At 63.6% G+C, this 13,637-nt stretch carries 12 protein-coding genes and 1 tRNA gene; 6 read left to right on the plus strand and 7 right to left on the minus strand.

All coding sequences use genetic code 11. From position 1 onward, the window contains the following. Window positions 1–66: 66 nt before the first annotated feature. Both msrB and FB466_RS02185 read left to right on the plus strand, forming a co-directional pair. Complete coding sequence (msrB, locus tag FB466_RS02180) at window positions 67–489, plus strand: peptide-methionine (R)-S-oxide reductase MsrB (protein ID WP_141915477.1); 423 nt, start codon at window positions 67–69, stop codon at window positions 487–489. Next, window positions 482–1,060 carry a nitroreductase family protein gene (locus FB466_RS02185; protein WP_141915479.1) on the plus strand — a complete coding sequence of 193 codons (579 nt, stop codon included), beginning with the start codon at window positions 482–484 and terminating at the stop codon, window positions 1,058–1,060. The genes msrB and FB466_RS02185 overlap by 8 nt, the downstream gene beginning before the upstream one ends. 3 nt (window positions 1,061–1,063) lie before the next feature. Here FB466_RS02185 and FB466_RS02190 read toward each other — a convergent pair whose 3' ends face one another. Beyond that, the gene (locus FB466_RS02190; RefSeq protein ID WP_141915481.1) at window positions 1,064–2,017 is read right to left on the minus strand and encodes a DMT family transporter; all 954 of its coding nucleotides are present in this window, start codon (window positions 2,015–2,017) and stop codon (window positions 1,064–1,066) included. Window positions 2,018–2,143: 126 nt separating this feature from the next. Here FB466_RS02190 and FB466_RS02195 point away from each other — a divergent pair, with 126 nt between their 5' ends. Then, window positions 2,144–3,325, plus strand: a complete 1,182-nt coding sequence (locus FB466_RS02195; protein ID WP_141915483.1) for an acyl-CoA dehydrogenase family protein — start codon at window positions 2,144–2,146, stop codon at window positions 3,323–3,325. A gap of 11 nt (window positions 3,326–3,336) precedes the next feature. Here the strand turns inward: FB466_RS02195 and FB466_RS02200 are convergent, their stop codons facing one another. From FB466_RS02200 to FB466_RS02210, 3 genes are read right to left on the minus strand one after another with little or no spacing between them, the layout of a single operon-like run. Beyond that, a complete protein-coding gene (locus FB466_RS02200) occupies window positions 3,337–4,131 on the minus strand; it encodes a hypothetical protein (RefSeq protein WP_141915485.1) in 795 nt (264 codons plus the stop codon). A gap of 32 nt (window positions 4,132–4,163) precedes the next feature. Continuing rightward, the gene (locus tag FB466_RS02205; RefSeq protein ID WP_141915487.1) at window positions 4,164–4,814 is read right to left on the minus strand and encodes a response regulator; all 651 of its coding nucleotides are present in this window, start codon (window positions 4,812–4,814) and stop codon (window positions 4,164–4,166) included. A gap of 2 nt (window positions 4,815–4,816) precedes the next feature. Then, window positions 4,817–6,091: a sensor histidine kinase gene (locus FB466_RS02210; protein ID WP_141915488.1), complete on the minus strand. Its 1,275-nt coding sequence runs from the start codon at window positions 6,089–6,091 to the stop codon at window positions 4,817–4,819. Window positions 6,092–6,259: 168 nt separating this feature from the next. Between FB466_RS02210 and FB466_RS02215 the strand changes: the two genes are divergently transcribed. Further along, window positions 6,260–6,535: a hypothetical protein gene (locus tag FB466_RS02215; protein ID WP_141915490.1), complete on the plus strand. Its 276-nt coding sequence runs from the start codon at window positions 6,260–6,262 to the stop codon at window positions 6,533–6,535. A gap of 40 nt (window positions 6,536–6,575) precedes the next feature. Here the strand turns inward: FB466_RS02215 and FB466_RS02220 are convergent. Then, a tRNA-Thr gene (locus tag FB466_RS02220) sits at window positions 6,576–6,651 on the minus strand. A gap of 76 nt (window positions 6,652–6,727) precedes the next feature. After that, the gene (locus FB466_RS02225) at window positions 6,728–7,606 is read right to left on the minus strand and encodes a DsbA family protein (protein WP_141915492.1); all 879 of its coding nucleotides are present in this window, start codon (window positions 7,604–7,606) and stop codon (window positions 6,728–6,730) included. A 289-nt stretch (window positions 7,607–7,895) separates the two neighbouring features. On the opposite strand from FB466_RS02225, the gene FB466_RS02230 reads away from it, so the two are divergent. Both FB466_RS02230 and FB466_RS02235 read left to right on the plus strand, forming a co-directional pair. Next, window positions 7,896–8,993, plus strand: a complete 1,098-nt coding sequence (locus tag FB466_RS02230; RefSeq protein WP_141915493.1) for an ABC transporter ATP-binding protein — start codon at window positions 7,896–7,898, stop codon at window positions 8,991–8,993. Between the two features lie 116 nt (window positions 8,994–9,109). After that, entirely contained in the window at window positions 9,110–10,621 is a 1,512-nt protein-coding gene (locus FB466_RS02235) for a DUF4032 domain-containing protein (RefSeq protein ID WP_141915495.1), read from the plus strand. A gap of 90 nt (window positions 10,622–10,711) precedes the next feature. Here FB466_RS02235 and secA read toward each other — a convergent pair whose 3' ends face one another. After that, window positions 10,712–13,489: a preprotein translocase subunit SecA gene (gene secA, locus FB466_RS02240; RefSeq protein ID WP_141915497.1), complete on the minus strand. Its 2,778-nt coding sequence runs from the start codon at window positions 13,487–13,489 to the stop codon at window positions 10,712–10,714. Between the last annotated feature and the right edge of the window lie 148 nt (window positions 13,490–13,637).

Genomic DNA, 13,637 nt, shown 5'->3' on the forward strand with positions numbered 1-13,637 from the left:
CGAACGCGACCTACACTGGACTGATACGCGGTGTGGGGTATCCCACATAACATAAGGAGTATTTTCATGGCATACGAGGTCAGCCTGAGCGACGACGAGTGGCGCGCCCGCCTCACCCCCGAGCAGTACCAGATCCTCCGCCAGGCCGGAACCGAACGACCCGGCACCGGTGAACTTCTCGACGAGAAGAGGTCCGGTCTCTACACCTGCGCCGCCTGCGGCAACGAACTCTTCACCGCGGGCACCAAATTCGACTCGGGATGCGGCTGGCCCAGCTTCTACGAGTCGGTGCGCCCCGAAGCCGTCGAACTTCTCGACGACCACAGTCTCGGCACCACCCGCACCGAGGTGCGCTGCGCGCGCTGCGGCTCGCACCTGGGCCACGTCTTCCCCGACGGTTTTGGCACGCCAACCGGCAACCGATACTGCATGAACTCGCTCTCGCTCAACTTTGCTGAGGCCGCCGATCAGACGACAACCAATGAGTAGCGTTTACGACGCCGTCCGTAACCGCCGGTCCTGCTCAAAAGTCACCGCCGACACCCCTGACCGTGACGAACTGCTACACCTCATTGAGGCGGCCGGACGCGTCGCCGACCACAGTTCGTTACACCCGTGGCGGGTGATCGAAATCCGGGGGGATGCACGGCTCGCTCTCGCCCAATCATTTGCCCAGGCCGAGGCCAAGAAGAAGGGCACGCACACGAAGAAGAACACGGCCGGGGTGGTAGAGGGATACGCCCGCAAGACCCAGCGGGCCGAACTCCTGCTAGCCGTGGTGTACTCACCGCAGTCCAGCGGGAAGGTGCCCGACTGGGAGCAGGAGGCCGTGGCCTCCGGGGTCGCACACGCGCTCATGCTCCTGCTCGACGATGCGGGCTGGGGTACCATCTGGCGCACCGGCTCGTACACGCGGGCCAAAGCTGTGCACCGGGCACACCGGCTGGCGAAAACCGAACGGCTCCTGGGCTGGCTCTACGTGGGCGGCAAACCCTCGAAGGAGAAAGACGGACGGCCACGCAAGACCGTCAACGCCGAGAAGTTTCTCACCCACCTGTAACCTCTATGCGCTGCGGATGTTGCGCGCCGGAGCGCTCGACACGAGCACAGCCACCAGCGCAACCGCCACGCCCACAATCGTGCCCAGCGACACGGCCACCGTGCCGACGGGCAGCGCCAGGTCCAGGATGAGCGAGCAGCACAGCTGGCCACTCACACTCGCCAGACCCAGAAGAAGCACACCGGTTCGCTTGACAAAAACGGCCATCCCCCCGATAAAAATCGTGCCAATAACGCCGCCCGTGTACAGCCACGGTGCGGTGGGGATGCTCTCGGGCAGACCCACAAAGACGGCGCGCGCGGTCGTCACCACGAGCAGAATCACCGTGCCCACCAGGAAGTTCACAAATGTAGCCGTCACCGCACTGCCGGTCTGCGCCCGCACCCGCCCGTTCACGGCGGGCTGCCACGCGGTACCAAAACCCGCAATGAGCGGCATGATGAACCAGACGAGCTCACCCGCATGGGACAGCTGCCCGCTCACCGTGATCACCACCGCCACGAGACACAGCAGGACGCCCGCCAACCGGCGACGCGTGGGCGAGATTTTCCCCGACGGACCAATACCCCAGTAGTCGAGCAGCACGCCGAAGCTCGTCTGGCCAGCCACAACCCCGACCGTGAACAGGGCGACCCCCAGGATGCCCGCGGCAACCCCCTGCGACAGCACCAGAAACGCCCCGGCCGACCCGCCGAGCGCAGCCCACACCGGAAACTCTCCCGCGCGGATGCCCACCCACAGCGACCGTAGCCCGGCGCGCGCCGGCCGACTCAGCAGCAGACAGATCAGCATCACGACAAGCCCGGAGCTGAACGAGTACGTAGCGGCGACAAACCCGTCCCCCAGCCCGAGGCCCAATTGACCGGTAATTCGGGTCTGAATCGCGACAAGAGCGCCGCAGCCCATCACGGCGAGGATTGCGACCCACAACGGAGTGGTGGAGGATTTTGTGGTCATCCCCTCACTATAAGTGGCCGCGGCCCACGATCATTGCCGCATCCCCACAACTCGCCCGTCACCACCACTGACGCCCTAGACTGGCCCGACCAGCATCCACTTGTGAATCACAGGAGCTTCCCAATCATGGCTGAATACACCCTCGACCTACCCCTCGACACCGATTACTACGGCATTTTCGACAGCGTACCCGCCGCCGACCGCACGGTCTGGCAGCGCGCCCGGGCCTGCGTCGCCGAGATCCTGCCCGAGGTCAACAGCGCCTGGGATGCGGGCGAGTACCCGCTGAGCTGGGTCCGCACCCTGGGCGCACACGGCCTGCTCAACGACGGCGTGGCGGGCCCCGGACTCACCACGATCAGCCCGCTCGCCGCCGGCCTCGCCACAATGGAACTCTCCCGCGGCGACGGCTCACTCGGAACCATCGCGGGGGTGCAGGCCGGTCTCGCGCTGCGCAGCATCGCCCTGTTTGGCAGCCCCGAGCAGCAGGCTGAGTGGCTCGTACCGCTCGCCCGCGGCGAAAAACTGGGCGCGTTTGCCCTCACCGAGCCTGCCCACGGATCCGACTCGGTCTCGCTCGAAACCGCCGCGGTGCGCGACGGTGACGAGTGGGTCATCAACGGCTCCAAGAAGTGGATCGGCAACGGCTCGGTCGGTGACATCACGATCACCTGGGCCCGAGATGAGGAGGGCAATGTGCGCGGCTTCCTCGTGCCGCAAGACACCCCCGGCTACACGGCTGAGACCATTCGCGGAAAAATCTCGCTGCGGGCCATCCATCAGGCCCTCATCACCTACACGAATGTCCGGGTACCGGCCTCCGCCATCCTGCCCGGTGCGCGCTCCTTTAAGGACACCGCGCGCATCCTGTTTGCCACCCGCCTGGGGGTGGCCTGGGGCGCACTCGGCCACGCAACCGCGATGTACGAGGCGGCGCTCAGCTACGCCACGCAACGCACCCAGTTTGGCAAGCCGCTCGCGGCGTTCCAGATGGTGCAGGAGCGGCTGACCGAGATGCTCGCCGAGCTGACCTCCATGCAGCTGCACTGCCTCGCCCTCACAACGAGGGAGGCGGCGGGCACCATCACTCCCGCGCAAGCCTCGCTCGCCAAGTACAACAACACCCGCAAGGCCCGACTGATCGGGCAGATCGCGCGGGATATGCTGGGCGGCAACGGCATCCTGCTGGAAAACAACGTGGCCCGCCACTTCGCAGACGTGGAGGCGCTGCACACCTACGAGGGAACCGAGAGTATGCAGGCCCTCCTCGTAGGCCGCGATGTGACGGGCGTGGGGGCGTTTGCCTAGCGCAGGCGGAGTTAACCGCCGACCGCATCAACCCGCACATCGCCCACGTTTGATGTGACCAGGATGGAGCGGGGGGCCGCCGGATCGACAACAATCCCGCTCACCCGCGCCCCGCCAATGTCGCTCTCCACCACAGCGCTGTACGTGCCCGTGGGCACAAGCACTCGCACGGTGCCCACCTCGGTGACCGCGCGGACGGTCTCGGGTTTCGTCTCGGTCTCGATACGGATGTCCCCCACCTGGGTCGTCACATCAACGTCGGTCACGTCGGTCGAGACGCGCACACTGCCCACATTGCCATCCACCCGAACCGATTCGAGGGCGGCATCGTCCGCGGGCAGTTCGACACGAATATCCGAAACGTAATCGCGGTTCCAGAAGGCACCCCCGCTGCGGCTGGGCACGGTCACCCGCAGAGTTCCGTCCACAACCTCGATGCTGATCATCTGGCCGGGCTGCTCGTCACGACCGAAACCGAGGGTGTCGTAGCGGACCTGTGCCTGCGTGATACCGGCGGACCGCTCCACCCGAACATCCGCGATCTCGGCCGAAACGCTCACGTTTAGCACCTTCTCGGTGATCGGCACGGTCGTGTTGTAGCGGGAAAATTGCCCGCCGACAAACCCGGTGAAGGCCACACTCACGATCGCGCCAATCGCAATCACAGACCCCACCAGGAGGGTGGCGACTTTCCAGGGGTTAGGTCCGTCGGAGGGTGTGGATGCGGCGGGGGCTGGCGGAGAATCGGGACCGGCGGACGGGAATCCACCCTGGGACTGCGGTGCCGACGGGGTCATGGTGTTCACGGGGAACCTTTCAGTATCAAACGGTTGTGTCATTATGCGTCGCTTCCGAGGTAGCGAAGGACGGCGCGAACGCGGCGATTTTCCGTCTCGACGGGAGCGAGGCCGAGCTTGCTGAAGATGGAGCTGACATGCTTCTCGACGGCACCCTCCCCCACCACGAGGCTCGCAGCGATGGCCGCGTTGGACCGGCCCTCGGCCATCAGCTTGAGCACCTCCCGCTCCCGGGGGGTGAGCAATTCGAGGCCGGATGTTCGTCTCGATCTCACCACGATCTGCGCCACCACCTCGGGGTCAAGCACCGTACCGCCCGCACCCACGTTGTCAACGGCTGAGAGGAATTCGTCCACATCTGCAACTCGATCCTTGAGGAGGTAGCCGAGGCCACCCGTGTTATCACCAATCAATTCGGCGGCATACCGTTCCTCGACGTACTGCGAGAGCACCAACACACGCACCTGCGGGTTCTGGGAACGAATAACGGCCGCCGCTCGGATACCCTCGTCGCTGAAGGTGGGCGGCATTCGCACATCCACAATCGCAAGGTCGGGATTGTGCACGGTCACGGCCGCCAGTAGATCTTTGGCGTTATCGACGGCGCTCACCACCTCATGCCCGGCATCCACGAGCAAATGTTCGAGACCCACCCGCAGCAAAACGGAGTCTTCGGCAATCACAATCCGCACGGTTACAACACCTCCGTAGTCTCTTCGGGGGTGCGCCAGGGCACCTGCACGGTGAGGGTCGTGGGGCCACCCTCGGGACTCGCCAGGCGGAACTCGCCGCCGGCTGCCTGGACGCGGTCACGAATACCCGCCAGACCGGAGGCCGCAAGGCCATCCCGCACGCAGGCTCCGCCCACGCCATCGTCGGTCACCACGGCGGCAACCCGGTCACCCACCCGGTACACCTGCACGCTACAGCGACTGGCGGTGGAGTGCTTATCCACATTGGTGAGGGCCTCGGCAACACTGAAGTACACCACAGCCTCCACCTCGGGGGTGGCGCGACCCGGCAGCTCCACGGAGATCGTTGAGGGGACGGTGCAACGGGCGGCCAGGGCGGAGAGGGCCGCATCCAACCCGCGGTCGGTGAGAACGGCCGGGTGAATGCCGCGGGCCAGCTGACGCAGCTCGGTAATCGCGTTTTTCGTCTCGCTGTGTGCCAGGCCGATGAGTTCCCTGGCCTTCTCGGGTTCCGAGTCAAACTTGTTCTTGGCCATGCCGAGGGTCATCGCGACCGAGACAAGACGAGGTTGGACGCCGTCGTGCAGGTCGCGCTCCACGCGCATCCGGTCTCCGGCAGCGGCGCTCACCGCGCTCTCACGGGCCTCGGCCAGCTCCGAAACATCCGCCCGGAGCAGGTCGGCACGGGTCGGTCCGAGCAGCAGCGGGACCAACAACCGGTCCAGCAGGCCGTACCCGATGACAATGCCGATGGCGAGGAGAACCGAGAGAATACCCAGGGTCGCCCCGAGCCAGAGCGGAAAGCTGTCGATGCCGAAGAACTGGGTCAGCACCCGAAGCGGGGTGCCCTGGCGATTCGACGTCATACCGAAGGCGAACCCGGCACCCACCAGCGCGAGGGAGGTAACCCCGGCAATAAACGCCAGGATCGCGCTCACCAGGATAAAAGCCACCGCACGCCAGAACCACGCCTGGGTCAGGTCCACCCACAGCTGGTGCAGCCAGCGCCAGCCGGAGGTGCTCCGCGAGCGCACGCGGAGCACCTCCGGGATGTTGATGCTGTACACGCCTGCTGCCCGGCGGCGCTCCTCGAAGGCCACCCCCCGCACAATCGGGATGCACAGGGCAATCATCACGAGGCCGATACCGAGCACAACAATGAGACTCGCCCCGACCGTGATGAGAGTGAATAAGACGGCGGTCACAACGGCCATCACCACCGCGTCCACCGCGAGATCTGCCGCCGCTATCAGGGGGAATACTAGTTTTTTCTTCACGCTCTCAAATCTACTGAGGATACGCGGGGGCGGATAGACGGGTGCCTACCGATTGTTATCGGGGGTTATCCCCCGCATCGGCGCACCTTTCTCACAACATCGCGAACCGCCGCTGGCTACCAGCGCAACCCCCTTCACGAAAAGGAGGGGGACACATACCCTGACCCCATGACTGACAATGAGGTACTCAGCGCCCTGGCCACCCAGCGCTACGGCGAAACGTCTCAGCCCAAGGGGTGGGTCATCCATGTGACGGATGCCAGTGGGCAGGACATCGACAGCGTGACGGTCGGCCGGGAGGCGGACCAGAGCTTAGGCTCCCGCACCGCAATATATCGCGCCCTAGCCGACACCTACACACTATCTGCGGACAATATCGTGTCAGCCGATCTGGCCGACGATAACCGTCAGTTTAGGGTGACCGCGCTCACTAGACGGCGATAGCACACGAAAAAGCCCCGGAATCGGGTGATTCCGGGGCTACTGGGGCCGACTGCGGGACTCGAACCCGCAACCTACGCTTTACAAGAGCGTTGCGCTACCAATTGCGCCAAGTCGGCATACAAGCGTCAATTATAGCCTGCCGGACCGGTGGGTGGCGACACCTCGCCGCCACCGGTCCGGGAGGCACCCTCGCTATTGTGCGGAGTCGGAGGTCTCCGACACGTGCTTGAGCAGCAGATCCTCAAACGCGCCAGACTCGTAGCGCTCCCCGTTTACCAGGACGGTGGGCGTGGTCGTCACGCGCTCCAGCTCAGTGTTGGGCAGGGGCCCGGTACCGGCGCGCTGCGTGGCAGCCGTTACCCAGGAGCCAAACTGTTGGTCGTTCACACACGACTTCATCGCGGCATCCACCTTGACGCCGGCAGCCTTGATCTGCTCCAAGAGTTCATCGTTGGTGAGGCCCTTGGTGTTCTCGGCGGGCTGCACAGCTGCACTCAACAGCGTGTTGTGCAGCTGGAAAAACTTGTCGGGATCGGTGTCGGCCACACAGGCCACAGCGTTGGCCGCGCGACTCGAATACTTGCTACCGAGGGACATGCGGTCGAGGAAGGCGAGCGGGTGAATTTCGAGGGTTGCCTCGCCGCTGCCCACCCAGTTCTGAATCACCGTGCCGTTGGTCTGCTCAAACTGGCCACAGCCGGGGCACATGTAGTCGGCGTACAGGACAATGTCGATGGGGTCTTTATCGCGGTTAGGCTTCGAGGGGATCGGGTTCTCGTCGGGGCCCAGCGCGTCGGTACGCACAGCCGTCAGATTGGCCCCATCGGTACCGATCACAATTCCATCGCTGGCCATGTTCGCCGGACCCGGTCCCGGAGGCTGCACCGCGTTCACAATCAGGAGCGTCACAACGGCCGCAATCGCCAGCAGGGTGACAACGACACCACTCTGAATGAAGACCCGGTTACGCTTCTCCCGCTTCTGCTGCTTCTCACGCTGCTGTTTGGCCTGAATTCGGGCCCGTTCGCGACGCTCGTTCTTGGTGGGGCGGCCTTCGGTGCCGTTAACCATGTGTATATCTCCATAGAGTGTGAGTGAGTGCGACGCGGTGATCGCGCGGGACGATCTGATCGCAGTGATTGTGGTGGCTATGATTGTGTTCGCGCAGGCGGCCACGTGTCGAGTGGCCCGATAATGTTCCCGATTTTACTGGGGCAAGTTGCGAAAAGACTAACTGTTATCGCAAAAAATCCATTTTACCCCGACCCGGTGGCATACTGTGAGGGTGCCGAGAACGTCCTCGACGCACTTCTATTCACTACGGATCGTCCGGCACGTACCTGCCGGTGAAGGAGAAAAAATGGCTTCCGTCACCTATGACAAAGCAACCCGCCTGTACCCCAACACCCCTCGCCCCGCTGTTGACTCGCTCGATCTTGATATCGCGGACGGCGAATTCCTTGTTCTCGTGGGCCCCTCCGGCTGCGGAAAGTCCACATCGCTACGGATGCTCGCCGGCCTTGAAGAGGTCAACGGTGGTCGCATCCTGATCGGGGATAAGGATGTCACCGATATCGCACCCAAAGACCGCGACATCGCCATGGTTTTCCAGAACTACGCCCTCTATCCGCACATGACGGTGGCCGAGAACATGGGCTTTGCGCTCAAGATCGCCGGTGTGGGTAAAGAGGAGCGCGCCGCCCGCGTACTCGAGGCGGCCAAACTCCTCGACCTCGAGGACTACCTCGCGCGTAAGCCCAAGGCGCTCTCGGGCGGTCAGCGTCAGCGGGTGGCCATGGGCCGCGCTATCGTGCGTCAGCCCCAGGTCTTCCTGATGGACGAGCCGCTGTCCAACCTGGATGCCAAGCTGCGTGTGCAGACCCGCACCCAGATCGCCTCGCTCCAGCGCCGGTTGGGAGTTACCACCGTCTACGTCACGCACGACCAGACTGAGGCTCTCACGATGGGCGACCGGATCGCGGTGCTGAAGGACGGCATCCTCCAGCAGGTCGGCACACCGCGCCAACTGCTCGACGCGCCACAGAACGTATTTGTGGCCGGGTTCATTGGCAGCCCCGCGATGAACCTGTTCCCCGCCGATGTGACCGAGGACGGCGTGATGTTTGGCACGGCCCTGCTCGCCACCCCGCGCGAAACCCTTGCCAAGGTGACCGGCACCTCCGTCACCATCGGGGTACGCCCCGAGGACATTGAGATCTCTCCCATCGAGGGCAAGGGACTCCAGGTCCAGGTTGACCTGGTGGAGGAGCTCGGGGCCGACGGCTACCTGTACGGCCACTCCGAGGTCGAGGGCAAACGCACCGACATCGTGGCCCGCGTTGACGGCCGCGACCACCCCAATGCTGGTGAGACGGTCTATGTTCACCCGGTAGAGAGCCACGTGCACCTGTTCAACACCGAGAGCGGCGAGCGGATCAACCCGGCTGCGGGTCACTAACGCACACCCACTCACCGCTGGCGGAGAGGACGCGGACCTCCGCGCCTCCCGCCAGCGGCGTTTTTACCCACATTCGCGGACCCGCGCGGCCGCGCCGGACATCGACAGGGACACCTATGAGCGGTTCACTCAACATCCAGGCGGCGCGGGTTGACCCCAACCTGCTCGACCTCCCGTGGCGGCTCCCGCTCGACGAGTGGCCCGACGAGATCATCGCGGCGCTGCCCAAGGGAATCTCTCGCCACCTGGTGCGCTTCGCCCACCTGAGCGGGCACGTCGTCGCCGTCAAGGAGACCACCGACGAGATGGCGCGCGGCGAGTACGAGATGCTCATGACGCTCCAGCGCCTCGACATCCCGTGCGTGGAGCCCATCGCGTGCATTACCAACCGGCTCAGCCGCACGGGCGAGCCGCTCAAATCGGTGCTCGTCACCAAGCACCTCACATTCTCGCTCCCCTATCGCGCCCTGTTCTCCGGCCGAATGCGCAAAAAGACCGCCAACCGGCTCGTGGACTCCCTCACCCTGCTGCTCGTGCGCCTGCATAACATCGGCTTCTTCTGGGGCGATGTGTCGCTCTCCAACACACTCTTCCGGCGCGACGCCGGCGCGTTTGCCGCCTACCTGGTAGATGCCGAGACGGGGAAACTTGTCGCCCGCTCCCTCTCGGACGGGCAGCGCGAGCACGACCTGGAGATCGCCCGCATCAACATCGCGGGCGAATTGCTCGACCTGCAAGCCAGCGGACGGCTCGACGAGAGCATTGATCCGGTCAAGATTGCCAAGCGGCTCCAGGAAACCTACACCTCGCTGTGGACCGAGCTGACCCAGAGCGAGAGCTTTGCGAGTGACGAGACGTGGCGCATCCGGGAGCGTGTGCGCCGACTCAACAAGCTCGGATTCGACATCGAGGAGATGTCGATCACCACCGATAGTGCCGGAACAACCGTGCACATCCAGCCCAAGGTGGTGGACTCGGGACACCACCAGCGCCGTCTCATCCGTCTCACCGGCTTGGATGCGCAAGAGAACCAGGCCCGCCGACTCCTGAACGACCTGGACGAGTACGTGGCCAGGCACAGCACCTCCGGCCTGCCCGAGGATATGCTCGCCCACCAGTGGCTCACCGACGTGTTTGAGCCCGTCATCATGGCCATCCCCCGCGATATGCGCCGCAAGCTTCAACCCGCCGAGATCTTCCACCAGTTACTGGAGCATCGCTGGTTTGAGAGCGAAAAGGCCGGGCGGGACATCCCGCTGACCGAGGCCGTGGAAAGCTACATTCGGGATGTCTTAGCCCACCATCGCGACGAGGCCCGCCTCTACAATCCGCCCACCGGCACCTACACCGTGCCCGTCGAGATCGTCTCCGCCAAGAAGGCATCCGCGGCGGCCAAGAAAGCCCTCAAGGAGACCAGGGTCACCAGCCACTCCGGTGTCACCACTGGATCCACCGCCGCGGTATCACCGACTACGGAACCCACCACCGCGCCGACCACGCCTCCGGTTGAGGATGCCAGCGGCCGCTTTGTTGACCCGCTCACCCCCGCTATCAACGACGAGGAGCACGAACCGGTGCCATTCGGCGAGGACCCGGACGACGCAATCGACTGGCGCGACCTGGTCTAGCTGACCACCCGCGACCGACCGGTTAACACCGTCGAGGGGCCGGTACCGCTCTCGGCAGTACCGGCCCCTCGACGCACCTCTCTCGATGCGCTAGCTGTCCTTGGCTCGGCGGCGGCGCTCGGCCCGGTTGCCCGGAGCCGCATCCTGCTGACCAAAAGCACCGCGAGCCGCGGGCTGCTCGGGCTGGGGGGCTTGGGTCTGGGCGGCACGCTGGGCTTTCGCCGTTGCTGCCTTCTGCACCTGGCCACGCTCGTTGCGCACCTCAACCCCGCCGTCATCGCTCGGGGCGGTGTAGCTGAGTTTCTGTGGGTTGGGGGCATCGGCCACAAGCCCCTTGCCCTCAATAGCAACGCCAGCCTCGTCCTTGGGCTTGACCTGAACCTCCAGGTTGAAGAGAAGACCCATGGACTCCTCCTTGATCTGACCCATGCTGTTCTGGAACATCGCGAAACCCTCACGCTGATACTCCACAAGCGGGTCACGCTGAGCCATAGCCCGCAGGCCAATGCCCTCCTTGAGGTACTCCATCTCGTAGAGGTGATCGCGCCAGCGGCGATCAACGACCGAGAGCACCACACGGCGCTCCAACTCGCGCATAGCCTCGGAACCGAGCGTCTTCTCACGGTTCTGATAGGCCACCTGCACATCGGACATGATCTCGCGCTGAACAAAGTCGCGGTTAATCTTGCCCTTGCTACCGGCCTCCTCGATCACCTCATCGATCGTAATAGAGATGGGGTAGAGCTGCTTAAGCTCGGTCCACATGGCGTCAAAGTCCCAGTCGTCTCCGGTGCCGGAACCGGCATGCTCGTCGAGCACAGCCGTCACCACATCATTCATGAAGCCCTGGACACGATCTTCGATATCGTCGCCTTCCAGGATGTGACGGCGGTCACCATAGATCGCCTCACGCTGGCGACTCAGCACATCGTCATACTTCAGCACGTTCTTACGAATTTCGGCGTTACGCGCCTCCACCTGCGACTGCGCGCTCTGGATGGCCTTGCTCACCATCTTGGACTCAATCGCCATATCGTCGGGCACGTTGCCGCGCGCCATCAGGGCCTGGGCCGCACCCGCGTTAAACAGGCGCATCAGGTCGTCGGTGAGCGACAGGTAGAAGCGGCTCTCGCCGGGGTCACCCTGACGTCCGCTCCGACCGCGCAACTGGTTGTCAATGCGGCGCGACTCGTGACGCTCGGTGCCCAGCACATAGAGTCCACCCACCTCGACCACCTTGTCGGCCTCTTCCGTGACGGCAGCCTTGACACTGTCAAAGACCTCATCCCAGGCCAACTCGTACTCGTCGGGGGTCTCGGTGGTGCTCAGACCCTTGGCGGTCATCTCGCTCACCGCCAAGAACTCCGCATTTCCACCGAGCATGATGTCTGTCCCGCGACCGGCCATATTAGTGGCCACCGTGACAGCACCCAGGCGTCCAGCCTGGGCAATAATCGCGGCCTCCCTGGCGTGGTTCTTAGCGTTCAGTACCTCGTGTCGCACGCCCCGCTTGGCCAACAGGCGCGAGAGATACTCACTCTTCTCAACGCTCGTGGTACCGACCAGAACGGGCTGGCCCGCCTCGTGACGCTCGGCAATATCGTTGACCACCTGGGCGAATTTGGTCTCTTCGTTCTTGTATACCAGGTCGGCCTGGTCTTTACGCACCATCGGCTTGTTGGTGGGAATCGGCACCACACCCAGCTTGTAGGTGCTCATAAACTCGGCGGCCTCGGTCTCGGCCGTACCGGTCATCCCACCCAGCTTCTTGTAGAGGCGGAAGTAGTTCTGCAACGTGACGGTCGCGAGCATCTGATTCTCGGCCTTGACCTGGACACGTTCTTTGGCCTCGATAGCCTGGTGAATACCCTCGTTGTACCGGCGACCCGACAGGATACGGCCGGTGTGCTCATCCACGATCATGACCTCGCCGTTGAGCACAACGTAGTCTTTATCTTTAGTGAACAGGGCACGCGCCTTGATGGCGTTGTTCAGAAACGAGATGAGCGGTGTATTCGCCGACTCGTACAGGTTATTAATCCCGAGGTAGTCTTCAACCTTTTCGATACCGGGTTCCAGGATGCCGACGGTGCGTTTCTTCTCGTCCACCTCAAAGTCTTCACCCTCTTCCAGGCGCTTGGCGATTGAGGCAAACTCGGTGAACCAGCGGTTAGCCTCGCCAGAGGAGGGACCGGAGATGATGAGCGGGGTACGCGCCTCATCAATCAGAATCGAGTCAACCTCGTCGATAATCGCGTAGAAGTGGTCGCGCTGAACCATGTCTTTAACGTTGCTGGCCATGTTGTCGCGCAGGTAGTCGAAACCAAACTCGTTGTTGGTGCCGTACGTGATGTCCGCCTCGTACTGCTGGCGACGCACGGCGGGGGACTGACCGGAAATAATGCATCCGGTGGTCATCCCCAGGGCACGGAACACGCGGCCCATGAGGTCGCTCTGATAGCTCGCCAGGAAGTCGTTGACCGTGACCACATGCACACCCTCGCCAGCAATCGCGTTGAGGTATGCGGGCAGTGTAGCAACGAGGGTTTTACCCTCACCGGTCTTCATCTCGGAGATATTGCCCAGGTGGAGCGCGGCACCACCCATCAGCTGCACATCGAAGTGGCGCAGCCCGAGGGTGCGCTTGGAGGCCTCACGGACGGCAGCGAAAGCCTCGGGAAGCAGATCGTCAAGCGTCTCGCCCGCGGCGTATCGCCGACGGAAATCCGCCGTCTCGTCGCGCAATTCCTCGTCAGTGAGTTCGCTGAAGCTGTCTTCCAGAGCGTTGATTGCCTTGGCCATGTTGCTCAGTCGCTTGAGGGTGCGACCCTCGCCGACTCGCAACACCTTTTCAAGTACTGATGCCACCGATTTTCTCCATCTTGTTGTGTGCGCGGCACATGCCTCGCATCCACACGGGACTCGAGGTCCGCCTCACGACGTATCGCCTACCGGCGACGGCCCACTTTACCAATGGTAGCGGGGTGAACGCTGCACGGAAGCACGAATTGTGCAT

The organism is Klugiella xanthotipulae, from assembly GCF_006716695.1.
Lineage (GTDB): Bacteria > Actinomycetota > Actinomycetes > Actinomycetales > Microbacteriaceae > Klugiella > Klugiella xanthotipulae.

Coding starts and splice junctions, on each gene's coding strand:
- FB466_RS02230 (WP_141915493.1), top strand. CDS start 7,896: ATGGCTTCCGTCACCTATGACAAAGCAACCCGCCTGTACCCCAACACC.
- FB466_RS02190 (WP_141915481.1), bottom strand. CDS start 2,017: ATGACCACAAAATCCTCCACCACTCCGTTGTGGGTCGCAATCCTCGCC.
- FB466_RS02185 (WP_141915479.1), top strand. CDS start 482: ATGAGTAGCGTTTACGACGCCGTCCGTAACCGCCGGTCCTGCTCAAAA.
- FB466_RS02215 (WP_141915490.1), top strand. CDS start 6,260: ATGACTGACAATGAGGTACTCAGCGCCCTGGCCACCCAGCGCTACGGC.
- FB466_RS02235 (WP_141915495.1), top strand. CDS start 9,110: ATGAGCGGTTCACTCAACATCCAGGCGGCGCGGGTTGACCCCAACCTG.
- FB466_RS02225 (WP_141915492.1), bottom strand. CDS start 7,606: ATGGTTAACGGCACCGAAGGCCGCCCCACCAAGAACGAGCGTCGCGAA.
- msrB (WP_141915477.1), top strand. CDS start 67: ATGGCATACGAGGTCAGCCTGAGCGACGACGAGTGGCGCGCCCGCCTC.
- FB466_RS02195 (WP_141915483.1), top strand. CDS start 2,144: ATGGCTGAATACACCCTCGACCTACCCCTCGACACCGATTACTACGGC.